Origin of the sequence: Rhizobium sp. LjRoot258, assembly GCF_964254185.1 — a bacterium.
Lineage (GTDB): Bacteria > Pseudomonadota > Alphaproteobacteria > Rhizobiales > Rhizobiaceae > Rhizobium.
Genome location: NZ_CAXUST020000001.1, coordinates 715,492 through 738,162, shown reverse-complemented (window position 1 = coordinate 738,162; position 22,671 = coordinate 715,492). Strand labels below are relative to the sequence as shown.

Genomic DNA, 22,671 nt, shown 5'->3' with positions numbered 1-22,671 from the left:
CCAGGCATGTCTGCCACGCCATTCTCCCGCGCATTGTTTCAGGGAGAATTTTCATGAAGATCGGCAGTAGCATTTCCAGCACCTATGGATTGACCAACCTCTTCGGCCAGTCGGGCCAGCGCAACAAGCAACAGTCCAGTAATGCCGAGATGAGCGTTCGCCAAAGAGGCGCGGCACTTCAGCCAAGCAGCACGCCGACCTCAATCTCCAGCACGATGTGGGCGCTGCAGAGCAGCGGCATGGTGACCATGGATGGCACCGAGGATCTCGCAAAAGCGCGCCATGACGCTGTTGTCTCCGAGTTCACGGATCTCGCCAACATGACGCCGGCGGAGCGCATCCGCGCGCAGATTCTCGAGCGGCTCGGGATCAGCGAAGACGATCTCGCGGCGATGCCGCCGGAAGAACGCGAGGCGATCGAAAAGCAGATCGCGGACGAACTGAAGCGACAGCTGACCGGCGACGACGACAGCAAGGATAAGCCGAGCGCCGACGCGATTATCAGCGTCTGAGGCCTTCACAAACTGATTCCGATCGATGCGACGGAGATTCACGTTTCCGTCGCATCTCTTTGACGGACAGGCTTTATCCGACCATATCGGCCACGATCCTGCCAACCTCGGCGAAGACCTTGTTGATCTCGGACAATGGCGCCTTGGCCTGTGTCACATAAGCTGCAACGAGGATCGCGCCGTGGCCGGGCGGCCAGACGACAGCGATATCGGCGGCGCTGCCGTTGTTTCCGGTGCCGGTCTTGTCGCCGATCCTCCAGGCGCCCGGAAGGCCGGCGCGCAGGCGCGCGCCACCCGTCGTATTCGCCACCATCCATTGCGTCAGCTTGTCGCGCGACGGCTCCGATAGCGCCGAGCCAAGCGCGAGGTTGCCGAGCGTGTCGACCATTGCATCGGGCGTCGTCGTGTCCTGCGGGTCGCCGTCCTTGGCTTCGTTCAGTGCCGTTTCCCAGCGGTCGAGCCTTGTCGAACGGTCGCCTAGCGTACGCAGCCATTTGGTGAGCTCGGGAGGGCCGCCGAAGCTTTCCAACAGCAAGTTGCCGGCCGTATTGTCGCTCAGCGTGATCGCCGCTTCGCAGAGTTCACTGAGGCTCATGCCCTCGCCGCCGACGTGTTTTTCGGTCTCGGGCGAGTAGGTGACGAGCTTGTCCTGGTCGTAGACGACGCGCCTCTCGAGAGTCTCCTGCCCCTTGTCTACCCGCGCAAGCACAAGGCCCGCGGCCAGGACCTTGAACGTGCTGCTGAGAGGAAAGCGCTCGGTTTCGCGATGGCCGAACGAAATGTTGGTCTGCGTGTCGATGGCCGATACACCGATACGACCACCGATCGCCTTCTCGAGTGCACCGATCCGCCGATTGATTTCATCATCGCTGTCTTCCGACCGCGCAACACGCGGCAGGAGCAAGGCGGGCGAAAGCAGTGCCGAACCCAGTAGTGTCCGGCGGCGGATTGAAAAGCCGCGCATGAAAAGTCCTCTGCCTGAATCAATAGAGACAGGGCTAGAGACTGATTGTGGCCCCGATGAGTCGCGTCAAGCGGCTGCTGAGGAGACCTCGACCGTGACGTGCGATAGACCTGCAAGAGGCTCGAGCTTCGCCTTGTAGAAGGCCGGGCTTTCGGGCTGCGGCGCGAGGAGTGCAACGATCGCCGCATGATGGCCGGGTCCGACTTGCCAGACGTGAAGATCGGTGATCCGCGCCCCGCCCGTTTCCAGCGCCGAACGAATCTCATACTGCAGATCCACCTCCTTCGGCACAACGTCGAGCAGCACGCGGCCCGACGACTTCATCAGGCCCCAGGACCATTGGGCAATGATCAGGCCGCCGACGATGCCCATCAGCGGGTCGAGCCAGAGCCAGCCATAAAGACTGCCGAGCAACAGCGCGGCAATCGCGAGCACCGACGTCAGCGCATCGGCAATGACATGGACATAGGCGGCACGCATGTTGTTGTCTAAGGCATGTGCGGAATGGGCATGGTCGCCATGATGGGCATGATCGCCGTGATCGTGGTGATGATGGTGCTCGTGATGGTGGGAATGACCGTGGCTGTGGCCGGTATGGCCGTCCTTCAGGAGCCAGGCGCTGGCCAGATTGACCAGCAGGCCGACGACAGCGACGCCGATCGCCTGCTCGAAGCTGATCGGTACGGGGTGGGAGATGCGCAAAAAGCTCTCCCAGGCCATCAAGAGCGCAATCAGCGCCAGGATGATGGCGCTGGCGAAGCCTGCGAGGTCGCCGAGCTTGCCGGTGCCGAAGGTGAAGCGGGGATTGTGTGCCTGCCGGCGCGCATAGAGGTAGGCGACTGCAGAGATCAGCAGAGCGCTGGCATGGGTCGACATATGCCAGCCATCAGCCACCAGCGCCATCGAACCGTAGTAAGTTCCGGCACCGATCTCGACCACCATCATGACGGCGGTCAGGGCGATGACGAACCAGACACGGCGGGCGTTGCCGTCGTGGTCCGCGCCCAGGAAAACGTGGTCGTGCTCAAGTGTTTCCGTCTGTGCAGTCATTGCACGCTCCTCATGTCGGTGTTCTCAGCGAATGTAGGTCCGCAGGACTTCGGATATTTCCTCGACCGCTTCCGTCCGGGCCTTCTCATCCGCGGCATGCAGGACATGCTCGTGGAGATGATCGTCCAACACCTCCCCGGTTAAGCCGTTCAGCGCACCGCGAATGGAGGCAAGCAGCTGCAAAATCTCTCCGCAGGGCCGCTCTGCCTCCAGGGCTCGCTCGACGGCCTCCAGCTGGCCTTTCAGGCGGCTGACGCGGGCCATCAGCTTTTTCTTGTGGTGCGTGGTGTGCGACATAGTTTCATCCATTTAGTATAGGGGGGTACCCTATATCAATATGAGGCTGATGAAAAGTAGCTGGCGCAGGCGCTTCCGATGCCACCCGCGAAGCGGTCGATGGCGGCTGCGTCGAAGGACGCTGCGCGCTTCCCGGCGCCCGCGCGTAAACCCCATTGACAAACGGCGCGTTCTGGACGATCTATCGACGCATGATCAAGAACGCGCACCTCACCAGCACGTATTTTTGGCTGTACCTGTAAGGGGCGGCCGGACAGATCATATTGTCAACAAGCCGCCGTCAGGCGGCTTTGTTGTATCGGCAGCGTCCTGACGGCAGAAAACCACAAAGGACGCGAAGACCATGGTTGAAATCGAAGACAGCGAAGTCTCATTGATGCGCCCGCCGGTGATCAATATCCGCGCCGCCAAACCGCGCGATCTGCCCGAACTCACCGAAATGATCGCCCTGCTCGCCAAACACCACGGCGATGCTTCCGCCTCGAGCCCGGAGCAGCTCGAGCGTGACCTCTTCGGCCCCGTGCCGTGGATCAGCGCCCTCGTTGCCGAGACCGGCGAACGCCTGATCGGTTACGCGATCCTCGTACCGCTCTACAGGGCGCAGGACGGTGCGCGCGGCATGGATCTGCACCATCTCTTCGTGCGCGACGGCCATCGTGGCCATGGCGTCGGCCAGCATCTCGTCAACCGCGCCCGCGACACGGCTCGCAGTGCCGGCTGCGGCTATCTCTCGGTCAGCGCCGCCACCGGCAACGTGCAGGCCCATCGCTTCTACGAGAACATGGACTTCGTGCCTCGCCCGGTCACTGGCATGCGCTATATGCAGGCTTTGGCATGAGCGGCATTGGCCACTGCGCACGCTCGGCAAGGAGCTGGCATGAAAGAGGCCGCGGCCGCTGAGAGAACGGATCACCGAGATGCAGTGGATGATCGAGGGACAGTCACACTTCCAGCCTTTCGGCTTATCCTATTGGGGTTTTGCAAATCTCAATAAGGGAGTTGGAAGCATGACTGCCTCTTATGATTACCATATCGGCGTGGACTACCACAAATCCTATAGCCACCTGGTGGTGCAGGATTCGGCAGGCAAAACGCTGCGCTCTGGCCGTGTTAAGAACGACCGTCAGTCGCTCGGCGGGTTTCTCGAACGCTACCGCGAGAACAGCCACGCGGTTGTCGAGGCGACCCGCAACTGGATGGTGATGTACGACTGGCTCGACGACATTTGCGATGATGTCGTTCTCGCCCATCCCTTGAAGGTCAAGGCGATTGCCGACGCCAAGATCAAGACCGACAAGATCGATGCGACGGTGCTGGCGCATCTGCTCAGAGCCGATCTGGTACCGGAGGCCTGGGCACCCAGCGAGAGATCGCGAGACCTTCGCGTCGCGCTGCGCGAGCGGATGTTTTACGTGCGGCTGCGCACGATGACCAAAAACCGCATCGTCACGGTATTTGATCGCTATCCGGAGCAGACGGCGCAGCTGAAGAAGCTCGGCGATCTGTTCGGCAGGGCCGGCCGCATCCAGCTGGCTCAAGTGAACGTCTCAGAGATCGACCGCATCCAGATCAATCGTGGCCTCGAATTCATCGGCGACATCGACGTGCGCATCAAACAGTCGGAAGCAACGATCCGGGCAATGACCAAGGCCAATGCCAATGTGAAGCTGTTGAAGACGATCCCCGGCATCGGCGAGTTCTTTGCCCGATTGATCGACGCGGAGATCGACGACATAGCGCGGTTCAGTAACCCGAAGAAGCTCGCCGCCTATGCCGGGCTGGTGCCCTCGACCTATTCCTCCGGCGGCAAGACCTTTCACGGCAAGATCATCAAGCAGGGCAACAAGTGGCTGCGCTGGGCCTTTGTTGAAGCCGTCACCCCTGCCATCGCCAGCGATGCGCAGCTTCGCGCCCAGTATGAACACCTGAAGTTCAGAGGAGTGAACAAGGCGCGTGTTGCGATCGCGCGCAAGCTTTTGACGATCGCCTTCCAGATCCTGCGTGACCAGCGCGCCTATCAGCCGCGCGGCACGAGCCCCAGGGAAGGCGCGTCGATGATATCCCGGTTGTCCTGATCGGTTTCTAGCGAGCCCGGCAGGACTGGGCTGCGCTCATCAAGGAGAATGGGAAACCGGGAGCCGAACGCCACCCTGTGACCGAAGCCAGAAGCGGCATTAGGGCACGCATTGGAGAATGGTTCGAGAACCGCAGGACGGAAACATTCTGTCCCGCGGAAAGGAAGACTTGGCCGATCGGCGAGAACGCCGGTCAAAACGAAACCGAACCCAAGGAAAGCCGCTAATTGAAGGCGTTTTGCCCCTTGCGTTCTTTCATTGGAGAAATCGATGACCCGACTTGCAATCGTGCTGACCGACGGATTCGCCGACTGGGAGGTCGCGCAACTGACGGCCTCCGCACGCTCCTACTTCGGCTTCGACGTGGTGATCGCAACGCCCGACGGCGAGGAAGTGCGCTCGATGGGCAGTATGCGCGTCGCGGCCGATACCGCCGCCGAAAATCTGCATGCCAACGCCTTCGACGGCCTCGTGCTCTGCGGCGGAACGATCTGGGAAACGGAGAAGGCGCCTGACCTCAAACAGGTGATCGACGACTTCATCGCCCACGACAAGCTCGTCGCCGGGATTTGCGGCGCAACGCTGGCCCTTGCCCGCGCCGGAGCGCTGAATGCCATCGACCATACCAGCAATGCCGCCAATTTTATTGCAGCTGCGCCCGGCTACACCGGCCACTCCCGTTACAAGGATACCCCGCAGGCCGTGCGTGACGGAAAGCTGGTGACGGCGCCCGGATCGGCACCGATGACCTTTGCAGCGGAAATCTACCGCGCGCTTGGACATGCCGGCGACGAACTGGACCAGTACGTGCTGATGTTCGGTGCCGAGCACCAGCCGAAAGCGGCCTAAGCGCGTCGCGATCTTTTGGGTTCGCTTATTGCACTTTATTTTTTGTTGTCACGCATGTCTTTATCCCGAGACCGGCGCCCACTTTCGGGGGACATGCGTTAGCGGCGCCGGCGCGCTGAGTTCACCGTAGTACCGGCTCGCCGTGGAAGCGGCGGCGCGACGGCTTGGAAACACCAAAGCCCACCTCCATCATCAGGCGCGGCTTCGTCTTGGCGACCGTGCCCATATGAAAACCGAACGGATCTTCGACGAAGCCGAAGCCTGCCGCGCCGGTCAGCGTCGTCACGCTCTCCTTCCCGTAGAAATCCAGGATTTCATGCGCGGGATGGCCGACCAGAAGGGTCAATTGGTGCTTGACGCGGCGCTTGTTGTGGCTACCCCTGACATAGACATGCGGACCGGTGCCTTCGTCGACGTCGACGAGATAGAAGAAGAACTTCAGCATTCGCCAGTCGTCGAGATCGAAGTGATACTTGTCCAGCGACGCCAGGCTGCGGTCGGCCTCTCCGGCCCTCGTGGGAAAACTCCACCAGATGCGGGTGGTAATCAGGCGGGCTTGGGCACCCAGATAACAGCGTGCGATTTCCGACAGGACCGGATCGCGCTGGACCGCACGAACCGCGGGGCAATCAAGGGCCCGCTCGAAGTGGTGGCCGCTCAGGATCGGCCGTCCCCATTGCTGCTCTGCGTCGCGATGATCCGACGCCCGAAACTCGATTTGCCGATCGAAATTGCCGAAGCATGGGGTTGTGCTTGCAAAGCTGGCGATGTCACGGGTGATCGCCTCGGGCAGCGTCAGGTTGGGGAATATCCCATCGCGCCTCAGCGCCGCGACGGCGCTTCCATGATCCACGCCCGTGAAAAGCGTCGGCAGATTCTCGATCGCGCCATTGCTGCGCCGTGCAGTCAGCCAATGCGCCTTGCGTCCCGGTATCGTTCGCGCCAGCAGGAACATCGGCAGCCAGGCTGGATTCTCGCGGATATCCGCAATGTAAGTCGGTATCCGCACCGCCATGCGCCGCAATTTGCCGCCCTTGCGGGCTACGGACTCCAGATCATCTGCAGGGTTGGCCGACGTGATGTGCATGCAGCTGTCCTTTCGGAAGACGTTGATGGGCGTCGTTCGGAAAGCGAACCTCGAAAGGGTTCGCCACTGGGCGTTCAGTGCGCACGACCCAGTGGAGTGCTGCAATGCGGCATTTTTGAGATATTGCTAATATTAACGGTTCGGAACCGCCTTCACGTAGGCTGCGATCGCCTCGAGTTCCGGTTTCGGCAGGTGGGCGAGGTTACGCTGCACCTCAGCCATCGAGCCACCCGCCGTATCGAAGTCGGGCGTGAAGCCGGTTTCCAGATAGTTGGCGATATCCTCCTGGCTCCATGAGCCGACGGCTTTCGAACCCGGCGTGATGTTGGGGATCCTGCCCCGACCTTCCGGGTTTGGCGCACCCGCCAGCCATTTGTCGCCCTCGAACCCGCCGAGCCGATCGCGCGGCGTATGGCACTCGCCGCAATGGCCGGGCCCTTCGACCAGATACTGCCCGCGCTTGATCTTGTCGTCGACATTGGCCGAAAGCGCGACACGTGGCTCGTCGTTGAAATAGAGGAACTTCCAACCGCCCAACGCCAGCCGGATGTTGTAAGGGAAAGGCAATTCGTGCGGCGGGGCGACGTTGCCGCTCTTCGGCAGCGTCTTCAGATAGCCGAAGAGATCGTTGACATCCGTGTCGCTCATCCGGGCGTAGGAATTGTAGGGGAAGGACGGGTAGAGATGCTGTCCGTTGGGCGCGACGCCGCGCTTCATGGCATTGCCGAACTGCGCCAGCGTCCATGTCCCGATACCGGCCTTCTCGTCAGGCGAGATGTTGGGCACGTGGAAGGTGCCGAAGGGACTTTTCAACGCCAGGCCGCCCGAGAGCGTGAGCTTGGCGTCGCCTTCCGATCTCGGCGCAGCGTGGCAGCTGACACAGCCACCTGTCCAGAAGACCATTTCGCCGTTCTTCAGATCGGGTTCACCAAGGTTGGCCCAATGATCATCGGGAAGCGGATTGGGCGCGGTGATGAAGTAGAAGACCGCTCCGCCAATGACGACAACACCGACGAGACAGAGCAAATACCGGACGAACCTGCGGAACATTCACCGCTCCTGTTGCCAATAGCTTTGTTGAACACATAAAACGATCCGCACCAGCGACAAGGCGGGCGCGGATCGTTTGACTGAAATGCCAGGATCGCTATTCGGTCTTTATGCGGAATTTCTCATGACAGCCGCCGCAGTTGCCGCCAAGCGTCTTCAGAGCGCCCCCGACACCGGCTGCGTCAGCCGGAAGCTGGGCGAGGACCTTGTCGGCATCGGCTGAAAGCTTCGCTGCGCGGGCCTTGAAGTCCGCATGATCTTCCCAAATCTTCGGACTTGCCGCCTTATCCCCCTTTTCGGTGCCAGCCTTAAACTGATCCGGGAAAACCTTTGCGGTTTCCGAGATCGTCATCAGCGCAGCCTTCACCACCTCTGCGTCGTAGGGCTTCTCGCCCTTGGCGATTGCAGTCATCGCCCCTGCCGCGCCGCCGACCTTCTTCATCAGCGCAGAACGCGCTTCGTGCGTGCCGTCCTCCTCTGCAATGGCAACGCCTACGACCCCCAGGCCGGCGACCAGCAGTGCTGCGGCTATAGTTTTCAGTCTCATGTCTCCACTCCTCTTTGATAACAGGTCGGCAAAGCCCGGCGCTTCGCTAGGCGCGCGGCATCATTGCAAATTTTTCCGCCCCAAAAAGTAACAAGTGGGTGAGATTTCAAGGATTTCAGGAAAAGACAGGCTTCTAAATCGCTTCACACGGAGTGCCTCACGACGGCGCGCGCCAACCGTGCCATGCCGTGAGGATCGAAACAGCGATCAGGAGGCCGCCGGCGATCCGGCCGACGAGGATCGTCGCCTTGGGATTGGACACCAGCAAATTGCGGCTTCGCGCCGCCGTCAGCGCCAGCGTCCCGTAGACGGCAGCCTGGGTCGCCATGGTCATGAAGCCCATGACGAGGCCCTGCGCCCAGATCGGCCCGTAGATGGGCTTCAGGAACTGCGGATAGACGGCGATCATGAAGAGATAGGCCTTGGGATTCATCAGGCAGGTTGCCGCACCCTGGCGAAAGGCCCGCCAGCCCGAGCGCAGGCCGCCAGCGCCGACGGAATCGACGGTGATCGAACTGCGCATCAGCGTGTAGCCGATCCAGGCCATGTAGGCGGCGCCGGCAAAAAGCAGCGGATTGAACAGCGTCGGCAAGAGGATTGCAAGCACGCCGACGCCGATCGCGCCATAGAGCGAATGCACTGCGCCGCCTGCCATGATGCCGGCAGTCGCGGCAATGCCTGTACGCCTGCCGCCGGTCAGCGAATTCGCCAGCACGAAGAGCATGTCCATGCCGGGAACGACGATGATGCCGAAGAGGAGGGTGAAATAGAGCCAGAGATTTTCGCTGTAAGTCATGTCAGTTGCCCGCTATCCAGTTCAAGGTCGATCTTTGGGACCTTGTTGATTTTCAATTCGATAGTGAGAGCTATACGATGATCCAACTGACAGTGTATTGTCAGGAGCCTAGACCGACGGAGGCGAAAAATGCGCAAGGCCTCACGGCTTTTCGAGATCATCCAGATCCTGCGACTGGCGAGCAAGCCGATGACAGCGGCGGCCATGGCCGAGACGCTTGAGGTGACCGTACGCTCGATCTATCGCGATATCGCCGCCTTGCAGGCGATGCGCGTCCCGATCGAGGGGGGTCGCGGCATCGGCTACATCATGCGACCCGGCTTCGACCTGCCGCCGCTGATGTTCTCGGTCGAGGAAATGGAGGCAATCGTCTTGTCACTGGCCTTGCTCGAGCGGACCGGCGACGAGGAACTCAAGCGGGCAGCCAAGAGCGTCAACCAGAAGATTGCCGGCTCCGTACCGGCGCCGCTGCGCCAGGCGATGGAACGAAAAGCGCTCTATGCCTGGGGATCGGTTGCCCAATCTCCGGCAGGCCTTGATCTTGGTCTTGTTCGCCGCGCCATCCGCGACGAGCAGAAGCTGGTGCTCGACTATCGTGACGAACTTGGCCGCGCGACCGAGCGCAGCATCCAGCCGATCGCGCTCATCTATTATTCGCAGACTGCCAACATCGTGGCCTGGTGCGAGCTGCGCCAGGCGATCCGCAATTTCCGCAGCGACCGGGTGGAGAACTGCGAGGCGGCCGACGCTTATTTCCGGGGCGAAGGCGACCGGTTGCGGCAGCTGTGGACGAGCGAGTGGCTGAACCCGCCGGCCGCCGCAACCGCTTGAGCGGATCAGAGGTATGTGCCGCCGGAGACTTCGATGCGCTGGCCGTTGACCCAGCGGTTATCCTCCGAGAGCAGCGAGGCGATCATCGGGCCGACATCGTCGGGCACGCCGGCACGGCCGAGCGCCGTCGCATCGGCAACCATCTTGTTGTAGGTCGGATTGTCACGCACCATGCCGCCGCTGAAATCAGTGGCGATCGCGCCGGGTGCAACCGTATTGGCCGTGATGCCGCGCGGACCGAGCTCCTTGGCGAGGTAGCGGGTGAAGACCTCGACCGCACCCTTCATCGACGCATAGGCAGAGATGCCCGGCACCGCGAAGCGGGCAAGACCGCTCGATATGTTGATGATGCGCCCGCCATCGGCCATCAGCGACAAGAGCTTCTGCGTCAGGAAATAGACGCCCTTCAGATGCACATTGACGAGCTCGTCGAAGGCCTCTTCCGTCGTCTCGACAATCGCTGCGTGATAGCTGCTGCCGGCGTTGTTGACGAGGTAGTCGAACTCACGCCGTCCAAGGCCTTGCAGGGTGTCCTTTACCTTGCCCACGAAGGCGTCGAAGTCGGCGATACGGCCGGTGTCCAGTTGCAGAGCAATGGCGTCGACGCCGAGTGCTTTGATCTCCGAAACGACGGCCTCCGCTTCTGCCCGATTTGCTCGATAAGTGAAGATGACGCTGACGCCACGACGGGCGAGATTGATCGCCGTGTTGCGGCCGAGCCCACGGCTACCGCCGGTGACGATGGCAATCTTAGAAGCTGAATTTGCTCGAGTTTCGTTCGGCATGATCTCTTCCTTTGCTGGAGTCGGTGCCATTACGGTACGCCTGTGAGGGCCTGTTGTTGAATGCCGGAACTCTCGAATTTCTTGCCTGATCCTCCAACAGACCTGCAGCCGATGGCTGTGCGACGCATATCTTGAAAGGCCGCCGTCGGGGGATGGCCAAGGAGACGCTGGCGATGCTGGATACCCTCAAGCAAGCAATCCACACCTTTATCGACAGAACTGCCAGCGAGGCCGACGGGCGCTTCGAGACACCGGTGCCGGCGCTTTCGGTATCCCGCGTCACCCATCCTGTCATGCCCAATCACATGATCTACCGGCCGACGATCTGCGTCGTCGTCCAGGGTGCGAAGGAAATCATGGTCGGCGACCGGGTCTTCGAATATGGCGAGATGCAGTCGCTGATCGTCACGTTCGAGGTGCCGGCCGTCGGACAGATCACGAAGGCCAGCAAGCAAGAACCTTACATAGGCCTGAACATCGATTTCGACGTGACTATCCTGCGCGAGGTGATGGAGGCGATGGAACAGCCGCCTCGGCCCGTCGGCGACGGCGCAGCCGGGGTCTTCGTTCAGGATTTCGACGGGGTGCTTGCCGAGTGCGTCCTGAGACTCGTGCGGCTGACCGAAACGCCGCGGGCAATTCCGGTGCTCTACCCGGCGATTATGCGCGAAATCTGCTATTGGCTGCTGACGGGGCCGAATGCGGGCGAGATCAGCAAGCTTGCTCTACCCGGCAGCCATGCCCGCCGCATGACGGATGCCATCCACCTGCTGCGCGAGAATTTCGCTGAGCCCGTGCGCATCGAGCAGCTTGCGTCCGTCGCCCGCATGAGCCCCTCCTCCTTCCACCAGCATTTCAAGCAGATGACCGCCATGACACCACTGCAGTATCAGAAGAACCTGCGACTGCTGGAGGCGCGGCGACTGATGGTTTCACACGGTGCGAGCGTTGCCACTGCCGCCTATCAGGTGGGCTACGAAAGCGCCTCGCAGTTCAGCCGCGAATATTCGCGCATGTTCGGCACGCCGCCGAAGCGCGATGCCATGGACCGCAAAGGGCTGCCGATGGTGACGGCAGCTTAGAGCGATACCGAAAGCTACCGGGTCCAATCGCACCTGTTGGCCCAAATGCCCGATTAGAGAGGCGGACACTTCGACCATTTAGAGGCACCTGGGCTATCGCCGCCGTGAAATGGCTCATATGGGCTGGAGAAAGACGGTCTGCTTCTTATTTCAGGGAGGAAATGGGAAAAAAAGAGCGAAGGGACCCGCGCAATGGCAAAGAACACGATCTGCCTATGGTACGACAAAGACGCTGAGGCTGCCGCCCGCTTCTATGCCGAAACCTTTCCCGACAGCGCCGTGGGTGCCGTCATTCGCGCACCTGGAAACTATCCGGACGGTAAGCAAGGAGACGTGTTGGTTGTTGAATTCACTGTCGCGGGTATTCCTTGTATCGGCTTGAACGGCGGTTCCGCGTTCAAACACAACGAAGCCTTCTCATTTCAGATCGCAACTGACGATCAGGAAGAAACCGACCGCTACTGGAACGCCATTGTCGGCAACGGCGGCCGGGAAAGTGAATGCGGCTGGTGCAAAGACAAGTGGGGTCTGTCCTGGCAGATCACACCGCGCGTACTGACCGAAGCGCTGGCGGCAGGCGGTGATCAAGCAAAGCGTGCTTTTGATGCAATGATGACCATGAGGAAGATCGACGTTGGGGTGATCGAAGCCGCTCGGCGTGGCTGAGGCACCATCGCGTCGCCGGCAATTTCTCTGCCAGGGCGACCGCACCTGGCGCAAGACATGGCGCCGCCGGCAAATGGCGGCTCTCCGCCAACTGCAACTCCAACCTCAACCAGATGGCTAGAACCTCGCATCACCTACGGCGGCCGGGGACACCAGGTCGTGGTCGCGAATCGCAAAACCGACCGCAACCAGGCCGGATGCAAGTCCTTTCCGACCGACAACGAGGCCAAGGACGCCGGGCTGACCGGCGCGGCTATGGCCAGGACCACCATAAGGCGCAGTTACCAGTCATTCATCATCGGCAAGAAAGGGACTTGTCGCGCACAGTCGCCTGGTGTAGGTGGCCATCGTCGCGAAAAGCGACCGCCTCCCTTGATCCGCTCAGTGGCGGAGTAAACAGGTGGACGAATTGTCGTCCAGGCGGTCGAGTACAAGCGATCCATGCGCTTTCGAGCATGGATTGGCCAGCGTTTCCAAGAAAATAAACCCCTGACGCACCGTCAGGCCTAATCGCAAGCCATTGGCGCCTAGCGGCGCTCGCACGCTTGCGTCGATCGGAACGCACTATGAACAGACCACTCATTGTTATTTTCACCGCCATTGTCCTCGATGCCGTGGGCATCGGCCTCATCTTTCCGATTCTGCCCTCGTTGCTGCAGGACGTCACCCACGCTGAAGACGTGGCGCCCTACATCGGCACGATGACCGCCCTCTACGCTGTCATGCAGTTTATTTTTGCGCCGGTGCTCGGTGCCCTCAGCGATCGGCTGGGCCGTCGGCCCGTGCTGCTGATTTCACTCGGGGGCGCAGCAATCAACTACCTGTTCCTGGCTTTTGCACCCAATCTCTGGATGCTGCTGCTCGGCCGCGCCGTCGCCGGCCTAACGAGTGCCAACATCTCCGTGGCGACCGCTTACATCACCGACATTTCCCCCGAGGACAAGCGCGCCCGCCGCTTTGGCCTGTTCAACGCCATGTTCGGCATAGGCTTCATCATCGGCCCCGTCCTCGGCGGCGCCCTTGGTGACTCCTGGCTGCGACTGCCCTTCATCGCGGCGGCCGTGCTGAACGCCTGCAATCTCCTGCTGGCGTTCTTCATCCTGCCGGAGGCGCGCGCACCCAGCCGGGAGAAAATCGACCTGGCGGCGTTGAACCCCCTTCGGCCGCTGCGTTGGGTGTTCTCGGTAAAGAGCTTGCTGCCCATCATCATCATCTTCTTGATTTTCAGCGCCACCGGCGAGGCATACGGCACCTGCTGGGCTCTCTGGGGAAGCGACACCTTCCAGTGGAACGGGCTTTGGATTGGCCTTTCGCTCGGCACCTTTGGTGTCTGCCAGACCCTCGCCCAGGCTTTCCTTCCGGGGCCGGCCGTGAAGCTGCTCGGCGAGCGTGGTGCTATTCTGACGGGCATCGCCGGAGCGTGCATTGCGCTGATCGTCATGGCCTTCGCTACGAAGAGCTGGATGATCTTCGCGATCATGCCGGTTTTCACCCTTGGCGGCATCGGCGTGCCGGCGTTGCAGTCTCTGGCGACCCGGCAGGTCGATGAGAGCCAGCAAGGCCAGTTCCAAGGCGTGCTGGCGTCCGCGGTGAGCCTGGCCTCGATTGTGGCTCCCCTCGCGTTCTCGAGCGTCTATTTCGTCGTCAGGGAACAATGGCCCGGCGCGATCTGGCTATCGGTCGTCGTCGTTTACGCGACCGGCGTGCCCTTGGTTCTCGGCTTGCGGTTGAAGACCGCGGAGCCGGAGCCGGTGCCCGCGGGCTGACCGGAGCGGGCGCGAAACGAACCTTGCGACGCCTCACGATGGGGCCGCATTGACGGCGCAAAGCTGCCGATCGCGAAGGATCAATCGGCTTGCCCCCTTTCTTACGCGTTTCGTGAGACACGCAGGTGGCTTCGGACCAAATCATCCTGACCTAGCGCCGGAGCTTCAGCGTCCGGCTGTCCTCGCGTCCGAAGCCGCGGACTTCCATGCGGTCGGCCCAGATCTCCACGATGGCGAAGGTATTCTCGGTCTCGGTATCGACCATGCCTTTGAAATTGAGGAAATGGCATCCGTCGAGCGTGCCGAAATTGCCTGCGTGGTTGTGGCCGCTGAAGTAGGCGGCGACATTGTCATGCGCCGTCAGAAGCGTGATGATGCGCTCGCGATCCCAGCTATCGTGCTCGTTCGGCGGATAGACCGGGTAATGGTTCATGACGATGACGCGCTCGCCCGTGGCGCCGGCGTCCTTGACCTGGTCGGAAAGCCAGGCGAACTGCTCGTCGCTCGGCATGGCGTTCCATTCCTGCGCGTTGATGGCGTCGGCAGCCCTGAGCTCAGCAAGGCGGCGGGCCGCGATGTCTCGATAGGGATGCCCTTCCGGTGGCGCAAAGGTGCTGACCTCGTTGCCATTGAGAACAATGAACCGCCAGCCCTGGCGGGCGAAGCTGTAGTATGGCGAGGCCAGACCGACGCGAATGACGACATCGGCTAACCGATCGGCTGTGACGGAAAAATCATGGTTGCCGAGCAGGGAGAAATTCTCGTGCCTCAGGATATCGAAGACGGGCAGGATATCGTCGAAGCTCTCGAAATCATGGTCAATGATATCGCCGAGCGTGATGACGAAGCTCAGATCCTCACGATTGAAGACCTCGATTGCCTCTGTCAGCTTGGCGAGGCTTTTGGCATAGTGGCGGTTCATCCTGACATCAGGCGCCCTTGCGGCGTACTGCGGGTCTGCGACGATGCCGAAGCGGAGACTTGGAAAATCGGAAAAGGATGCCATGGCAGCGCTTTAGGCGCGCGCCATGACAAGCTTGTGACGGTCGTCGAGACGAAAACACCCGGCGTTTCTAGGCGCCGGGTGCTGACATCTTGTTCTTGCGAACTCTTTACTTCGCGGCGGCTTCGTAGCGCTCCAGGACGTAATCCCAGTTGATCAGGCTGTCGACGAAGGCTTCGAGGTACTTCGGACGCGCGTTGCGGTAGTCGATGTAATAGGAGTGTTCCCATACGTCGACGCCGAGGATCGGGGTTGCGCCGTGCACGAGCGGGTTTTCACCGTTCGGGGTCTTGGAGATTTCAAGCTTGCCGTTTTTGACGGAAACCCATGCCCAGCCGGAGCCGAACTGCGTCGTGCCTGCGGCAATGAAGTCAGCCTTGAACTTGTCGTAGCCGCCGAGATCGGAACTGATGGCAGCTTCGAGCTTGCTCGGCAGCTTGTTGCCGCCGCCGCCCTTCTTCATCCACTTCCAGAAGTGGACGTGGTTGTAATGCTGGGCAGCATTGTTGAAGAGCCCGGCATTGGTGCCGAACGACTTCTTCACCACGTCTTCGAGCGAGAGGTCGGAAAGGCCTGCCTCTGCCGCGAGCTTGTTGCCGTTGTCGACGTAGGCCTTGTGGTGCTTGTCGTGATGGAATTCCAGGGTTTCCTTCGACATGAAGGGCTGAAGCGCTTCGTAGTCGTAGGGCAGTTCGGGCAATTCGAAAGCCATTGCGGGTCTCCTTTGGCAATAGTTTGCGTAATCGGCAGGTGAGGCGGAACATAGGAGCGCAAGCATGGAGAGGCAACCGGCGAAATATCAAAAAAGACGGGCGGAGAGGAAAAATTGCCTCCGTTAAGGACTTGGCTTTCCGGCCCTAAATCGCTGATCATGGGCGCCTTTCACAACAGCAGGAAGACGGGGCTTTTCAGATGCAGAGGAATAAAATCCGCTTTTGCGCAACTGCAATCGTAATGGCTGCAGCGGGAGCGGCCCGCGCCTCGTCGGGCGATGCCTGGCAGGAGTTCGCAACAGAGGTCGAAGGCAAGTGCAAGCGGGCGGCGCGCGCCTCGATCGAGTTTCCACATGCAGTCGTCGATCCATTCGGCAGCGAGCACTTTGGCATCGCCCTGGTGACCGGCAAACCGAAGGGTACAAACGGTTTCGTCAGCTACTTCTGCGTCTACGACAGGCAGACGAAAGAGGTCGAGCTGGGCAGCGAACTGGAGACGAACGGCATCCGGATTCTGCCCGAAGAATAAGCTCGCCAGCCGCCTGTTGCGCAAACGTCACAGGTCCGCCCCTCAAACCTGTTGATTGTCACGTTGCGGATTTTGACACCGACACATAGCCGTTCCTAGATGCAACCCGCAGCACGCGTTTACGGAATCAAGGCAATTTTCGATAGGTTCGCTTAATTAGCTGAAATCCATATTTCGCCGGCGTTTTGGCAGGTACTTTTGGGGCATAAGTCATGGTCATGAGCTTTTTTCGTCGCGCAGAAGACGGCGGCAGGTCGCTGCCTACTACAGGATACCGATCCGCATCTATAACCGATCAGCGTCCGGCGGCCGAAAAGCCGTTGCGCTACGCCATCCCTGACGTCAACGATTTTGCCGCCTTCGGCTCGGCGCTGGAGGAAAACCAGCGGACGTCGGAAGATCTGCTGTCGAGCCTCTCATCGCTGCAGGAGCGCGTTTCCTGGCTGCTCGGCACGCACAGCCAGTCGCTGAACGAAACCGGTGCCCTGCGCGCCGAATGCGCGCGCATCAGCTCGCTACTCGACTACGAAAGCAATGCGCGCCAGATGGCGGACCAGGACAATCTTCGCCTGACTGCCGAAAACAAGGATTTTCGCGCCGACAATACGCAACTGCGCTCCGAGATCGAAGCGTTCCGCGATGAGCTGTCGAAGCTGCAAGGCGTGCATCAAGTCACCCGCGAGGAATTCACGATCATCGAAAACCGGCTGCTCGACGCCGAGCGCGAACTGACGGATCGCGCCATCCAGTTCGATGAAGCCTCGACGCTATTGAAGCGCGCCCAGACGGAACTCGACCAGCGCAGCCGCGAACTCTCGGCAACCCGTGAGAAGCTCGACAACGAGACGACGGCGCACCAGCTGCTGATCGAAACCTCGCGTCGCGAGAACGGCATCCAGACCCGCGAGATGGCCCGGCTCAACGAGGAGCGCAGCCATCTGAAGTCCAGCCTGATCGAGCAGGAAGCGCAGGTGCGCAACCTGCAGATGGCCGTTGCCAACCTGAAGCAGGACCTTTCCCTCTTCGAAGAACGCCACAAGCGGCTGGAGGTCGAGCATGAGACGCTGCAGGCATCCTCGGCGCTCGAGATCGCGCACCTGACGACGAAGCACGAGGCGATCGGCTCCAAGGCCGAACTCGTGGAGAAGCTTCTCATCACGGCGAATGGCCGCAACAAGATGACGGACGAGGATCTGCAAGCGGCACGCGCCGATCTCAAGCGCATCAAATCGGAACTCGCCACCTCGCTCTCCCGCTCGGAGCGCCTTGCCGAGGAACTGCAGCGTGCCCGCACGAGCGGTGCCGAGAGCGAGACAGCCCGCCGCGAACTCGCCACGCAGACCAACGAGCTGACGCTGAAGCTGCGTGAAGCCGAGAGCCTGCGCGTGCGCCGCGACCGGGATGCCGATGCGCTGCGTCGCGACGTCGATACCCGCATGGATTCCGATCGCTACGAAATCGGCCAGCTGCGCACCAGCCTGGAGATCGCCAAGTCCGAAATCCGGCAGCTGCGCGCCGAGCGTGCCATCCTGACCGGCCAGCTTGACGTCGCACGCAGCGAACGGGCGGGCGGCGTGTCACGGGCGGCTGGCCCCGATGAAAGCGACGAGCCCCGCATGCCGGCCGCCAGCTTTTCGCCGATGATCGACATCTCCGAAAAGTCGCTGCGCGCGACCGGTGGGGCGGCGTTCGAAACCGAGCCGACCCACGTCACGCCGGCCGAATAGGCGGCCGAACGAGATCAGGTTTGGCGCCGGCGGCCTGCCCCGGTGCCAAGCCTTGCTTTTGCCTGTATTGTATTGGTTTCTTAAGGGGCTAGCCCGGAGGGAGACCATGGCGCTCGGCACATCGCATCGCTTGCAGGACGGCGTCGAAGCCGTCGAGACCATGACCCGTTTCGCGTTCGCGATCCTGGCGCTCGCCTCCGGCGTTTACACCTACCTCGGGGTGCGAAGCATCCTTGATGGGTCGGCAACGGCGGTCTTCTTCGCAGCGCTCATCTATTCCAGCGCCGTTTCGGTGGCGATCTACGCCTTCTGGACCTACATGGCCCGCTTCTATCCGCATGTGACAGGGACGGCCGGACGCGCCGCGATGCTCGGCGTCATGGCGCTCGGCTGCGCGATGATCATCGCCATGTCGAGCTGGCTGAACGCGGCTGCACTGGCGGGCTCGGCGGCGCTCGAACAGCATCTGGCCGAAACGCTGGAGGACTACACGGCTGATCTCGACCAGGCACACCAGAATGCACTCGCCGCGCAGAGCCTACTTCCCGACATCCAGCGCACGCAGGAACGCTTCCAGCGCCTTGCCGACCAGGAGCGGGAGACGGGCGCGCTGACGGGAACGACCGGGGCCGGCAGCGTCGTCCAGCTTCTGTCGCAGATGGCCTCGCAGCTGACCGAGCTGGAGAATGGCATCAACGCCTCACGCGAGCGCGTGACGACGCTGTTCGACGAGGGGCGGAAGCATCTCGAGACCATGCGCACGCTGGTTTCCGCGCCGGGTGCGATCAACCCGCGCGCCGATCAGTTCTCTGCCGAAGTCGTTGGGCTTTCCGGTGTCATCACCTCGCTGGAGCAGACCTCGATAGCGCCGTCGGTGAAGCGCGCAGCGGAGGACCTGTCGCTCGGGTTCATCGCCCCGGTGGCGGATGGACGCGAGGCTGACCTTGCCACAAGGCAGGATCAGGTCATGGAAACGATCCGATCGTCCGTCGCCGCGCAATCCAAGGTACTATCACAGGCGGCCGACCAGATCCTCGAGCGCAAGCCGGTGGCCGAGCGCCGTTTCGTGCCGCTCTCCTCTGCGGAAGCCGTGCTGCGCTACGCCGGTGACTTCATCCCAAGCTGGGCCGGCGCCATCTCGATCGACATCCTCCCGGCGGTGCTGATCTTCATGCTGTCGATCGTCCATTCGACGCTGCGCCGCCAGGAGCAGCGCCTGCCCTTTGCCGAACGGATCACCGCGGCCGAGCTCCTGCAGGCGCTCGAAGTCCAACGTGAAATCCAGCGACACGGCGTCGACATCCAGACCGCCATGGATACAGCGGAGCGCACCGAAGCGGGCGACCAGTCGAATATTGCGAGCTTCGATCTTTCCGGCAAGGGGCCACGCAAAGGGCCGCCGGCATGAGACTGGAAACGGCGGGGCAACGGTTGAAGGACTACGTGCTCGCCGCCGATGACGGCACGCTGATGCGGCATGCCTTCCATGCCCTCCTCGCCGCGGCCGCGGTCTTCGTGATCATCGACTGGCATGAAATCAGCTCTGCCAGTCCGGATATTCCGGCCTCCAATCCGATGATGCCAGGCGCCCTGCCCGTGCTGCCGCCGGCGCTGACGGAAGGCAAGCCACAGAGCGCACCAGTCGAGGTGACAACCGACCCCGAGCTCCTGAAGAAGGCGATCCGCTTCGACCTGCAGCCAGGCGGCGTGCTGCTCGCACAAGGCACGATCGAGGTGGGCGCGGCCGCACGCTTCCAGACCGAGATCGAAACCCGTGGCGAGTATGTCAAAACAATCGCGCTCGACTCGCCGGGGGGATCGGTCGGCGACGCGCTCGCGATCTCCAAGCTCATCCGCGAACGCAAGATCGCAACCAGCGTTGCCGGCGGCGCGCTTTGCGTTTCCTCCTGCCCGATCATCATGGCAGGCGGTGTCGTGCGCTGGGCGGACAAGGATGCCGTTATCGGCGTGCATCAGGTTTTCAACGGCACCACGGAGCCCGAACTTGCCATGTCGGAAGCCCAACGCACCACCGCCGACGTTACCCGCCATCTCGATGAGATGGGAATCAAACCGGGGCTCTGGATCCGCGCCATGGAGACGCCGCCCGACAGGCTCTACTATCTTTCCCTTGATGAAATGAAGGAATTCGCGCTCGTTGCGCCGGCTGCCATTGCTGCCAAGAAGGCGAAATAGGCTGGCGGGCCAAGCCCAAAGCGCGTCGCGATCTTTTAGATCACTTGTCGCAATTTATTCTCGGCACCAAGATGTCACCAAGGACAGTTTTCGGCCGATATTGTTGAAAAAGTCCGTTTTCTGCAAACCCTGATTTTTTTACGGCCGTAGGGGCCGACACAGGAAATTGAGCTGGGGACCTGCCACTTTTGCGTTCAAGCAGCGTGTAGGCCGCGTAGCGGAAGTGACACAGCATCGAGCGGCAACATTCGCTCAAATCGCGAATTGGCTGACTTTTCGGCAAGCCGGTATTTTCGACTTTTTCAACACTATCGGCAGGAAGCGGACCTTCAGTACACAATTTGAACGGCAGACCCTTGGGGGTTCATTTTACCATCGGGAAACTACTGCCCAGTGAAGAAATGCTTCGTTCATCTACGCCCAGCCGGCATCGATTGCTTGGGATCAGCAACAGAGATTCGTTAATCAGTTCAATTAGTTGGTATATCCACAAGGACGGTGCAATTTCTATGTTGCATTGCATCATGGGCCAAAACCGCGTAGCTTCTGGGCGGGCTGTGGAATGAAAGGCGCCGTGGGACACGCTATTCGCATAAGGAGATCAGATGCTTGATACGCCTAAATCCAAGCCGAAAGACCTCGAAGCAATTGCCCGCACTGGTGGGCCCCTTCGTCGTATGGCAGCGCGCGTACCCACCTACTTAACGGACCTGCGGGAAAATCCTGCCTGGCTGCCGATGTTCCTGTTGGCCCGCACGATACCTTTCCGTCGGGCACATTGGCTCACCGCCAAACCTGTTCCGCCCTCAGCGACAACAGCACCATCGATGTTTGGGGAGATCAAGGCGGGGGAAGTCGCGTCAGAACTGAAAAGAATGGGGATCTTCACCGGCCTGACACTACCTGCATCGATCCATGAGGAAATCGCCCGCTTCGCGCATGAGACGCCGTGCTTTGGTAATTTTGACCGCAAACTGGAGTTTGTCGCCGGAGAGCATGCTGAAGCCGAACGTCGCTTCGGGCGCACCATCTTAAGCGGTCATCATTTCGAACGGGTCCTACAATGCGAGGCAGCCCTTGCCGTTCAGAAAGACCCGCTACTTCTTGATGTTGCAAGGCATTATCTTGGCGGTGAGGCGAAATTGATTACCACTCGCACATGGTGGAGCTTTCCGACGAAAACGGCTTCTGAAGCCGATCTAAGTCGGGCCTCGTTCAAGTTCCATTTCGATCTCGATGACTGGCGGATGCTGAAATTCTTCTTCTATCTGTCCGATGTCGATGCCGATGCAGGCCCGCACGTCTACGTCCGAGGCAGCCACAATCGTCGGCGAGTAAAGCACCAATTGACGCTGCTCGTGGGCCACCCAGCCGAGGAAGTTCTGGGCTTTTATGGTGACAGCAATGCCGTCACGTTGACGGGAAAGGCCGGGTCCGGTTTTGTCGAGGACCCCTTTGGTTTCCATATGGGAACCTTGGCGAAGAACACTCCGCGTCTCATGATGGAAGTCGGATTTGGCGTATCCAAGCCGTCAAAGCGACGTTATCACGGTGAGCCAGTGATACGATAATCGATCAAGCTCTCTCCAGCCGGCCCGATTGGGCCGGCATCAACCGGCAAGGGCTGCTTCTGGCGTAGCCTGCCGCCGGAGGTATTTCGAAGAACTGGTCGCACTGACTGGCGAATTCCGTTTATTCTTTATTTTCATATACGACTTTGGCCCGGTCCGACTTTCGGGAGATGCTCTTATCGTTGCGACCGAAATAGACGTCCACCGAGGCGATCCGGTCAGCCCTGAAGTGCAGGACTTCCATGTTGCGGAATGCGCCGCCGTCATGCTTTTCCGCCCGGTATCGGACCACGGCATCGTCATCGACGATCTCGAGGTATTCGATTTCCATATCGCGAAACGGCACCGGCTCGGGCCAGCAGCGGTCGAAATAGGTAGTGCGATCGATGTGGTCGTCGCGCGGGCTGGAGAAGGTGAAGTCCTCTGTCAGCATCTCGGCCGCAATATCCTTGCGGCCCTGCAGATAGGCATCGTAGAGGCCGCGAACGGTCCGCTCGCGCGATGTTCTGGTGGGGTCCATGGCACAATCCTTTCGGCTAGCAGCAAGTGCCGTATAAATCCGATTGCATTCTGCA

24 protein-coding genes are annotated in these 22,671 nt (G+C 60.8%); 13 read left to right on the top strand and 11 right to left on the bottom strand.

Features of this window, described 5'->3' with window-relative positions; all coding sequences use genetic code 11:
- The first annotated feature begins 53 nt into the window (after positions 1-53).
- A complete protein-coding gene (locus tag ACSQ9D_RS03595; protein ID WP_436281189.1) occupies positions 54-512 on the top strand; it encodes a hypothetical protein in 459 nt (152 codons plus the stop codon).
- A 73-nt stretch (positions 513-585) separates the two neighbouring features.
- Here ACSQ9D_RS03595 and bla read toward each other — a convergent pair whose 3' ends face one another.
- The 3 genes from bla to dmeR form a co-directional block, all read right to left on the bottom strand.
- A complete protein-coding gene (gene bla, locus ACSQ9D_RS03590) occupies positions 586-1,476 on the bottom strand; it encodes a class A beta-lactamase (RefSeq protein ID WP_436281188.1) in 891 nt (296 codons plus the stop codon).
- Between the two features lie 66 nt (positions 1,477-1,542).
- Positions 1,543-2,526, bottom strand: a complete 984-nt coding sequence (gene dmeF, locus ACSQ9D_RS03585) for a CDF family Co(II)/Ni(II) efflux transporter DmeF (protein WP_436281187.1) — start codon at positions 2,524-2,526, stop codon at positions 1,543-1,545.
- A gap of 24 nt (positions 2,527-2,550) precedes the next feature.
- Positions 2,551-2,823, bottom strand: coding sequence for a Ni(II)/Co(II)-sensing transcriptional repressor DmeR (gene dmeR / locus ACSQ9D_RS03580; protein WP_024313816.1), 273 nt, complete (start codon positions 2,821-2,823; stop codon positions 2,551-2,553).
- A gap of 343 nt (positions 2,824-3,166) precedes the next feature.
- Between dmeR and ACSQ9D_RS03575 the strand changes: the two genes are divergently transcribed.
- From ACSQ9D_RS03575 to ACSQ9D_RS03565, 3 genes are all read left to right on the top strand, one after another.
- Positions 3,167-3,661, top strand: a complete 495-nt coding sequence (locus ACSQ9D_RS03575) for an N-acetyltransferase family protein (protein WP_436281186.1) — start codon at positions 3,167-3,169, stop codon at positions 3,659-3,661.
- A 169-nt stretch (positions 3,662-3,830) separates the two neighbouring features.
- Positions 3,831-4,898: an IS110 family transposase gene (locus ACSQ9D_RS03570; protein ID WP_436283758.1), complete on the top strand. Its 1,068-nt coding sequence runs from the start codon at positions 3,831-3,833 to the stop codon at positions 4,896-4,898.
- 270 nt (positions 4,899-5,168) lie between these two features.
- Positions 5,169-5,747: a type 1 glutamine amidotransferase family protein gene (locus ACSQ9D_RS03565; protein WP_436281185.1), complete on the top strand. Its 579-nt coding sequence runs from the start codon at positions 5,169-5,171 to the stop codon at positions 5,745-5,747.
- Positions 5,748-5,868: 121 nt separating this feature from the next.
- Here ACSQ9D_RS03565 and ACSQ9D_RS03560 read toward each other — a convergent pair whose 3' ends face one another.
- From ACSQ9D_RS03560 to ACSQ9D_RS03545, 4 genes are all read right to left on the bottom strand, one after another.
- Positions 5,869-6,834, bottom strand: a complete 966-nt coding sequence (locus ACSQ9D_RS03560) for a hypothetical protein (protein ID WP_436281184.1) — start codon at positions 6,832-6,834, stop codon at positions 5,869-5,871.
- 132 nt (positions 6,835-6,966) lie between these two features.
- The gene (locus ACSQ9D_RS03555) at positions 6,967-7,884 is read right to left on the bottom strand and encodes a c-type cytochrome (RefSeq protein WP_436281183.1); all 918 of its coding nucleotides are present in this window, start codon (positions 7,882-7,884) and stop codon (positions 6,967-6,969) included.
- A 97-nt stretch (positions 7,885-7,981) separates the two neighbouring features.
- Positions 7,982-8,431, bottom strand: coding sequence for a c-type cytochrome (locus tag ACSQ9D_RS03550; RefSeq protein WP_436281182.1), 450 nt, complete (start codon positions 8,429-8,431; stop codon positions 7,982-7,984).
- Between the two features lie 157 nt (positions 8,432-8,588).
- Entirely contained in the window at positions 8,589-9,227 is a 639-nt protein-coding gene (locus ACSQ9D_RS03545) for a LysE family translocator (RefSeq protein ID WP_436281181.1), read from the bottom strand.
- Positions 9,228-9,356: 129 nt separating this feature from the next.
- Between ACSQ9D_RS03545 and ACSQ9D_RS03540 the strand changes: the two genes are divergently transcribed.
- Positions 9,357-10,058, top strand: coding sequence for a helix-turn-helix transcriptional regulator (locus tag ACSQ9D_RS03540; protein ID WP_436281180.1), 702 nt, complete (start codon positions 9,357-9,359; stop codon positions 10,056-10,058).
- Between the two features lie 5 nt (positions 10,059-10,063).
- Here the strand turns inward: ACSQ9D_RS03540 and ACSQ9D_RS03535 are convergent, their stop codons facing one another.
- The gene (locus ACSQ9D_RS03535; RefSeq protein ID WP_436281179.1) at positions 10,064-10,843 is read right to left on the bottom strand and encodes an SDR family NAD(P)-dependent oxidoreductase; all 780 of its coding nucleotides are present in this window, start codon (positions 10,841-10,843) and stop codon (positions 10,064-10,066) included.
- 173 nt (positions 10,844-11,016) lie between these two features.
- Between ACSQ9D_RS03535 and ACSQ9D_RS03530 the strand changes: the two genes are divergently transcribed.
- The 3 genes from ACSQ9D_RS03530 (at position 11,017) to ACSQ9D_RS03520 (ending at position 14,357) form a co-directional block, all read left to right on the top strand.
- Positions 11,017-11,925, top strand: a complete 909-nt coding sequence (locus ACSQ9D_RS03530; protein WP_436281178.1) for an AraC family transcriptional regulator N-terminal domain-containing protein — start codon at positions 11,017-11,019, stop codon at positions 11,923-11,925.
- 192 nt (positions 11,926-12,117) lie between these two features.
- Entirely contained in the window at positions 12,118-12,591 is a 474-nt protein-coding gene (locus ACSQ9D_RS03525) for a VOC family protein (protein WP_024313826.1), read from the top strand.
- A 566-nt stretch (positions 12,592-13,157) separates the two neighbouring features.
- Positions 13,158-14,357, top strand: a complete 1,200-nt coding sequence (locus tag ACSQ9D_RS03520) for a TCR/Tet family MFS transporter (protein WP_436281177.1) — start codon at positions 13,158-13,160, stop codon at positions 14,355-14,357.
- A 151-nt stretch (positions 14,358-14,508) separates the two neighbouring features.
- Here the strand turns inward: ACSQ9D_RS03520 and ACSQ9D_RS03515 are convergent, their stop codons facing one another.
- On the bottom strand, positions 14,509-15,363 hold the full coding sequence (locus ACSQ9D_RS03515; RefSeq protein WP_436281176.1) for a metallophosphoesterase: 855 nt from the start codon (positions 15,361-15,363) through the stop codon (positions 14,509-14,511).
- 106 nt (positions 15,364-15,469) lie between these two features.
- On the bottom strand, positions 15,470-16,072 hold the full coding sequence (locus ACSQ9D_RS03510) for a superoxide dismutase (protein WP_037117267.1): 603 nt from the start codon (positions 16,070-16,072) through the stop codon (positions 15,470-15,472).
- 200 nt (positions 16,073-16,272) lie between these two features.
- Between ACSQ9D_RS03510 and ACSQ9D_RS03505 the strand changes: the two genes are divergently transcribed.
- The 5 genes from ACSQ9D_RS03505 (at position 16,273) to ACSQ9D_RS03485 (ending at position 22,096) form a co-directional block, all read left to right on the top strand.
- A complete protein-coding gene (locus tag ACSQ9D_RS03505) occupies positions 16,273-16,602 on the top strand; it encodes a hypothetical protein (protein WP_037117269.1) in 330 nt (109 codons plus the stop codon).
- A gap of 212 nt (positions 16,603-16,814) precedes the next feature.
- Positions 16,815-18,329 (top strand): hypothetical protein, encoded by a 1,515-nt coding sequence (locus ACSQ9D_RS03500; protein WP_436281175.1) that lies wholly within the window; start codon positions 16,815-16,817, stop codon positions 18,327-18,329.
- Between the two features lie 106 nt (positions 18,330-18,435).
- Positions 18,436-19,737: a hypothetical protein gene (locus tag ACSQ9D_RS03495; protein ID WP_436281174.1), complete on the top strand. Its 1,302-nt coding sequence runs from the start codon at positions 18,436-18,438 to the stop codon at positions 19,735-19,737.
- Complete coding sequence (locus tag ACSQ9D_RS03490; protein ID WP_436281173.1) at positions 19,734-20,525, top strand: ATP-dependent Clp protease proteolytic subunit; 792 nt, start codon at positions 19,734-19,736, stop codon at positions 20,523-20,525. The genes ACSQ9D_RS03495 and ACSQ9D_RS03490 overlap by 4 nt, the downstream gene beginning before the upstream one ends.
- A 605-nt stretch (positions 20,526-21,130) precedes the next feature.
- The gene (locus ACSQ9D_RS03485) at positions 21,131-22,096 is read left to right on the top strand and encodes a hypothetical protein (protein WP_436281172.1); all 966 of its coding nucleotides are present in this window, start codon (positions 21,131-21,133) and stop codon (positions 22,094-22,096) included.
- A gap of 121 nt (positions 22,097-22,217) precedes the next feature.
- Here the strand turns inward: ACSQ9D_RS03485 and ACSQ9D_RS03480 are convergent, their stop codons facing one another.
- Positions 22,218-22,616 carry a nuclear transport factor 2 family protein gene (locus ACSQ9D_RS03480; RefSeq protein ID WP_436281171.1) on the bottom strand — a complete coding sequence of 133 codons (399 nt, stop codon included), beginning with the start codon at positions 22,614-22,616 and terminating at the stop codon, positions 22,218-22,220.
- Positions 22,617-22,671 lie beyond the last annotated feature (55 nt).

What these genes read in the sequence shown, in the direction of transcription:
- ACSQ9D_RS03525 (WP_024313826.1), top strand. Translation starts at nt 12,118, where the DNA reads ATGGCAAAGAACACGATCTGCCTATGGTACGACAAAGACGCTGAGGCT.
- ACSQ9D_RS03545 (WP_436281181.1), bottom strand. Translation starts at nt 9,227, where the DNA reads ATGACTTACAGCGAAAATCTCTGGCTCTATTTCACCCTCCTCTTCGGC.
- ACSQ9D_RS03535 (WP_436281179.1), bottom strand. Translation starts at nt 10,843, where the DNA reads ATGCCGAACGAAACTCGAGCAAATTCAGCTTCTAAGATTGCCATCGTC.
- ACSQ9D_RS03505 (WP_037117269.1), top strand. Translation starts at nt 16,273, where the DNA reads ATGCAGAGGAATAAAATCCGCTTTTGCGCAACTGCAATCGTAATGGCT.
- ACSQ9D_RS03560 (WP_436281184.1), bottom strand. Translation starts at nt 6,834, where the DNA reads ATGCACATCACGTCGGCCAACCCTGCAGATGATCTGGAGTCCGTAGCC.
- ACSQ9D_RS03575 (WP_436281186.1), top strand. Translation starts at nt 3,167, where the DNA reads ATGGTTGAAATCGAAGACAGCGAAGTCTCATTGATGCGCCCGCCGGTG.
- ACSQ9D_RS03595 (WP_436281189.1), top strand. Translation starts at nt 54, where the DNA reads ATGAAGATCGGCAGTAGCATTTCCAGCACCTATGGATTGACCAACCTC.
- dmeR (WP_024313816.1), bottom strand. Translation starts at nt 2,823, where the DNA reads ATGTCGCACACCACGCACCACAAGAAAAAGCTGATGGCCCGCGTCAGC.
- ACSQ9D_RS03570 (WP_436283758.1), top strand. Translation starts at nt 3,831, where the DNA reads ATGACTGCCTCTTATGATTACCATATCGGCGTGGACTACCACAAATCC.
- ACSQ9D_RS03485 (WP_436281172.1), top strand. Translation starts at nt 21,131, where the DNA reads ATGCTTGATACGCCTAAATCCAAGCCGAAAGACCTCGAAGCAATTGCC.
- ACSQ9D_RS03510 (WP_037117267.1), bottom strand. Translation starts at nt 16,072, where the DNA reads ATGGCTTTCGAATTGCCCGAACTGCCCTACGACTACGAAGCGCTTCAG.
- ACSQ9D_RS03490 (WP_436281173.1), top strand. Translation starts at nt 19,734, where the DNA reads ATGAGACTGGAAACGGCGGGGCAACGGTTGAAGGACTACGTGCTCGCC.
- ACSQ9D_RS03500 (WP_436281175.1), top strand. Translation starts at nt 16,815, where the DNA reads ATGGTCATGAGCTTTTTTCGTCGCGCAGAAGACGGCGGCAGGTCGCTG.
- ACSQ9D_RS03555 (WP_436281183.1), bottom strand. Translation starts at nt 7,884, where the DNA reads ATGTTCCGCAGGTTCGTCCGGTATTTGCTCTGTCTCGTCGGTGTTGTC.
- bla (WP_436281188.1), bottom strand. Translation starts at nt 1,476, where the DNA reads ATGCGCGGCTTTTCAATCCGCCGCCGGACACTACTGGGTTCGGCACTG.
- ACSQ9D_RS03480 (WP_436281171.1), bottom strand. Translation starts at nt 22,616, where the DNA reads ATGGACCCCACCAGAACATCGCGCGAGCGGACCGTTCGCGGCCTCTAC.
- ACSQ9D_RS03550 (WP_436281182.1), bottom strand. Translation starts at nt 8,431, where the DNA reads ATGAGACTGAAAACTATAGCCGCAGCACTGCTGGTCGCCGGCCTGGGG.
- ACSQ9D_RS03495 (WP_436281174.1), top strand. Translation starts at nt 18,436, where the DNA reads ATGGCGCTCGGCACATCGCATCGCTTGCAGGACGGCGTCGAAGCCGTC.
- ACSQ9D_RS03540 (WP_436281180.1), top strand. Translation starts at nt 9,357, where the DNA reads ATGCGCAAGGCCTCACGGCTTTTCGAGATCATCCAGATCCTGCGACTG.
- ACSQ9D_RS03565 (WP_436281185.1), top strand. Translation starts at nt 5,169, where the DNA reads ATGACCCGACTTGCAATCGTGCTGACCGACGGATTCGCCGACTGGGAG.
- dmeF (WP_436281187.1), bottom strand. Translation starts at nt 2,526, where the DNA reads ATGACTGCACAGACGGAAACACTTGAGCACGACCACGTTTTCCTGGGC.
- ACSQ9D_RS03530 (WP_436281178.1), top strand. Translation starts at nt 11,017, where the DNA reads ATGCTGGATACCCTCAAGCAAGCAATCCACACCTTTATCGACAGAACT.
- ACSQ9D_RS03520 (WP_436281177.1), top strand. Translation starts at nt 13,158, where the DNA reads ATGAACAGACCACTCATTGTTATTTTCACCGCCATTGTCCTCGATGCC.
- ACSQ9D_RS03515 (WP_436281176.1), bottom strand. Translation starts at nt 15,363, where the DNA reads ATGGCATCCTTTTCCGATTTTCCAAGTCTCCGCTTCGGCATCGTCGCA.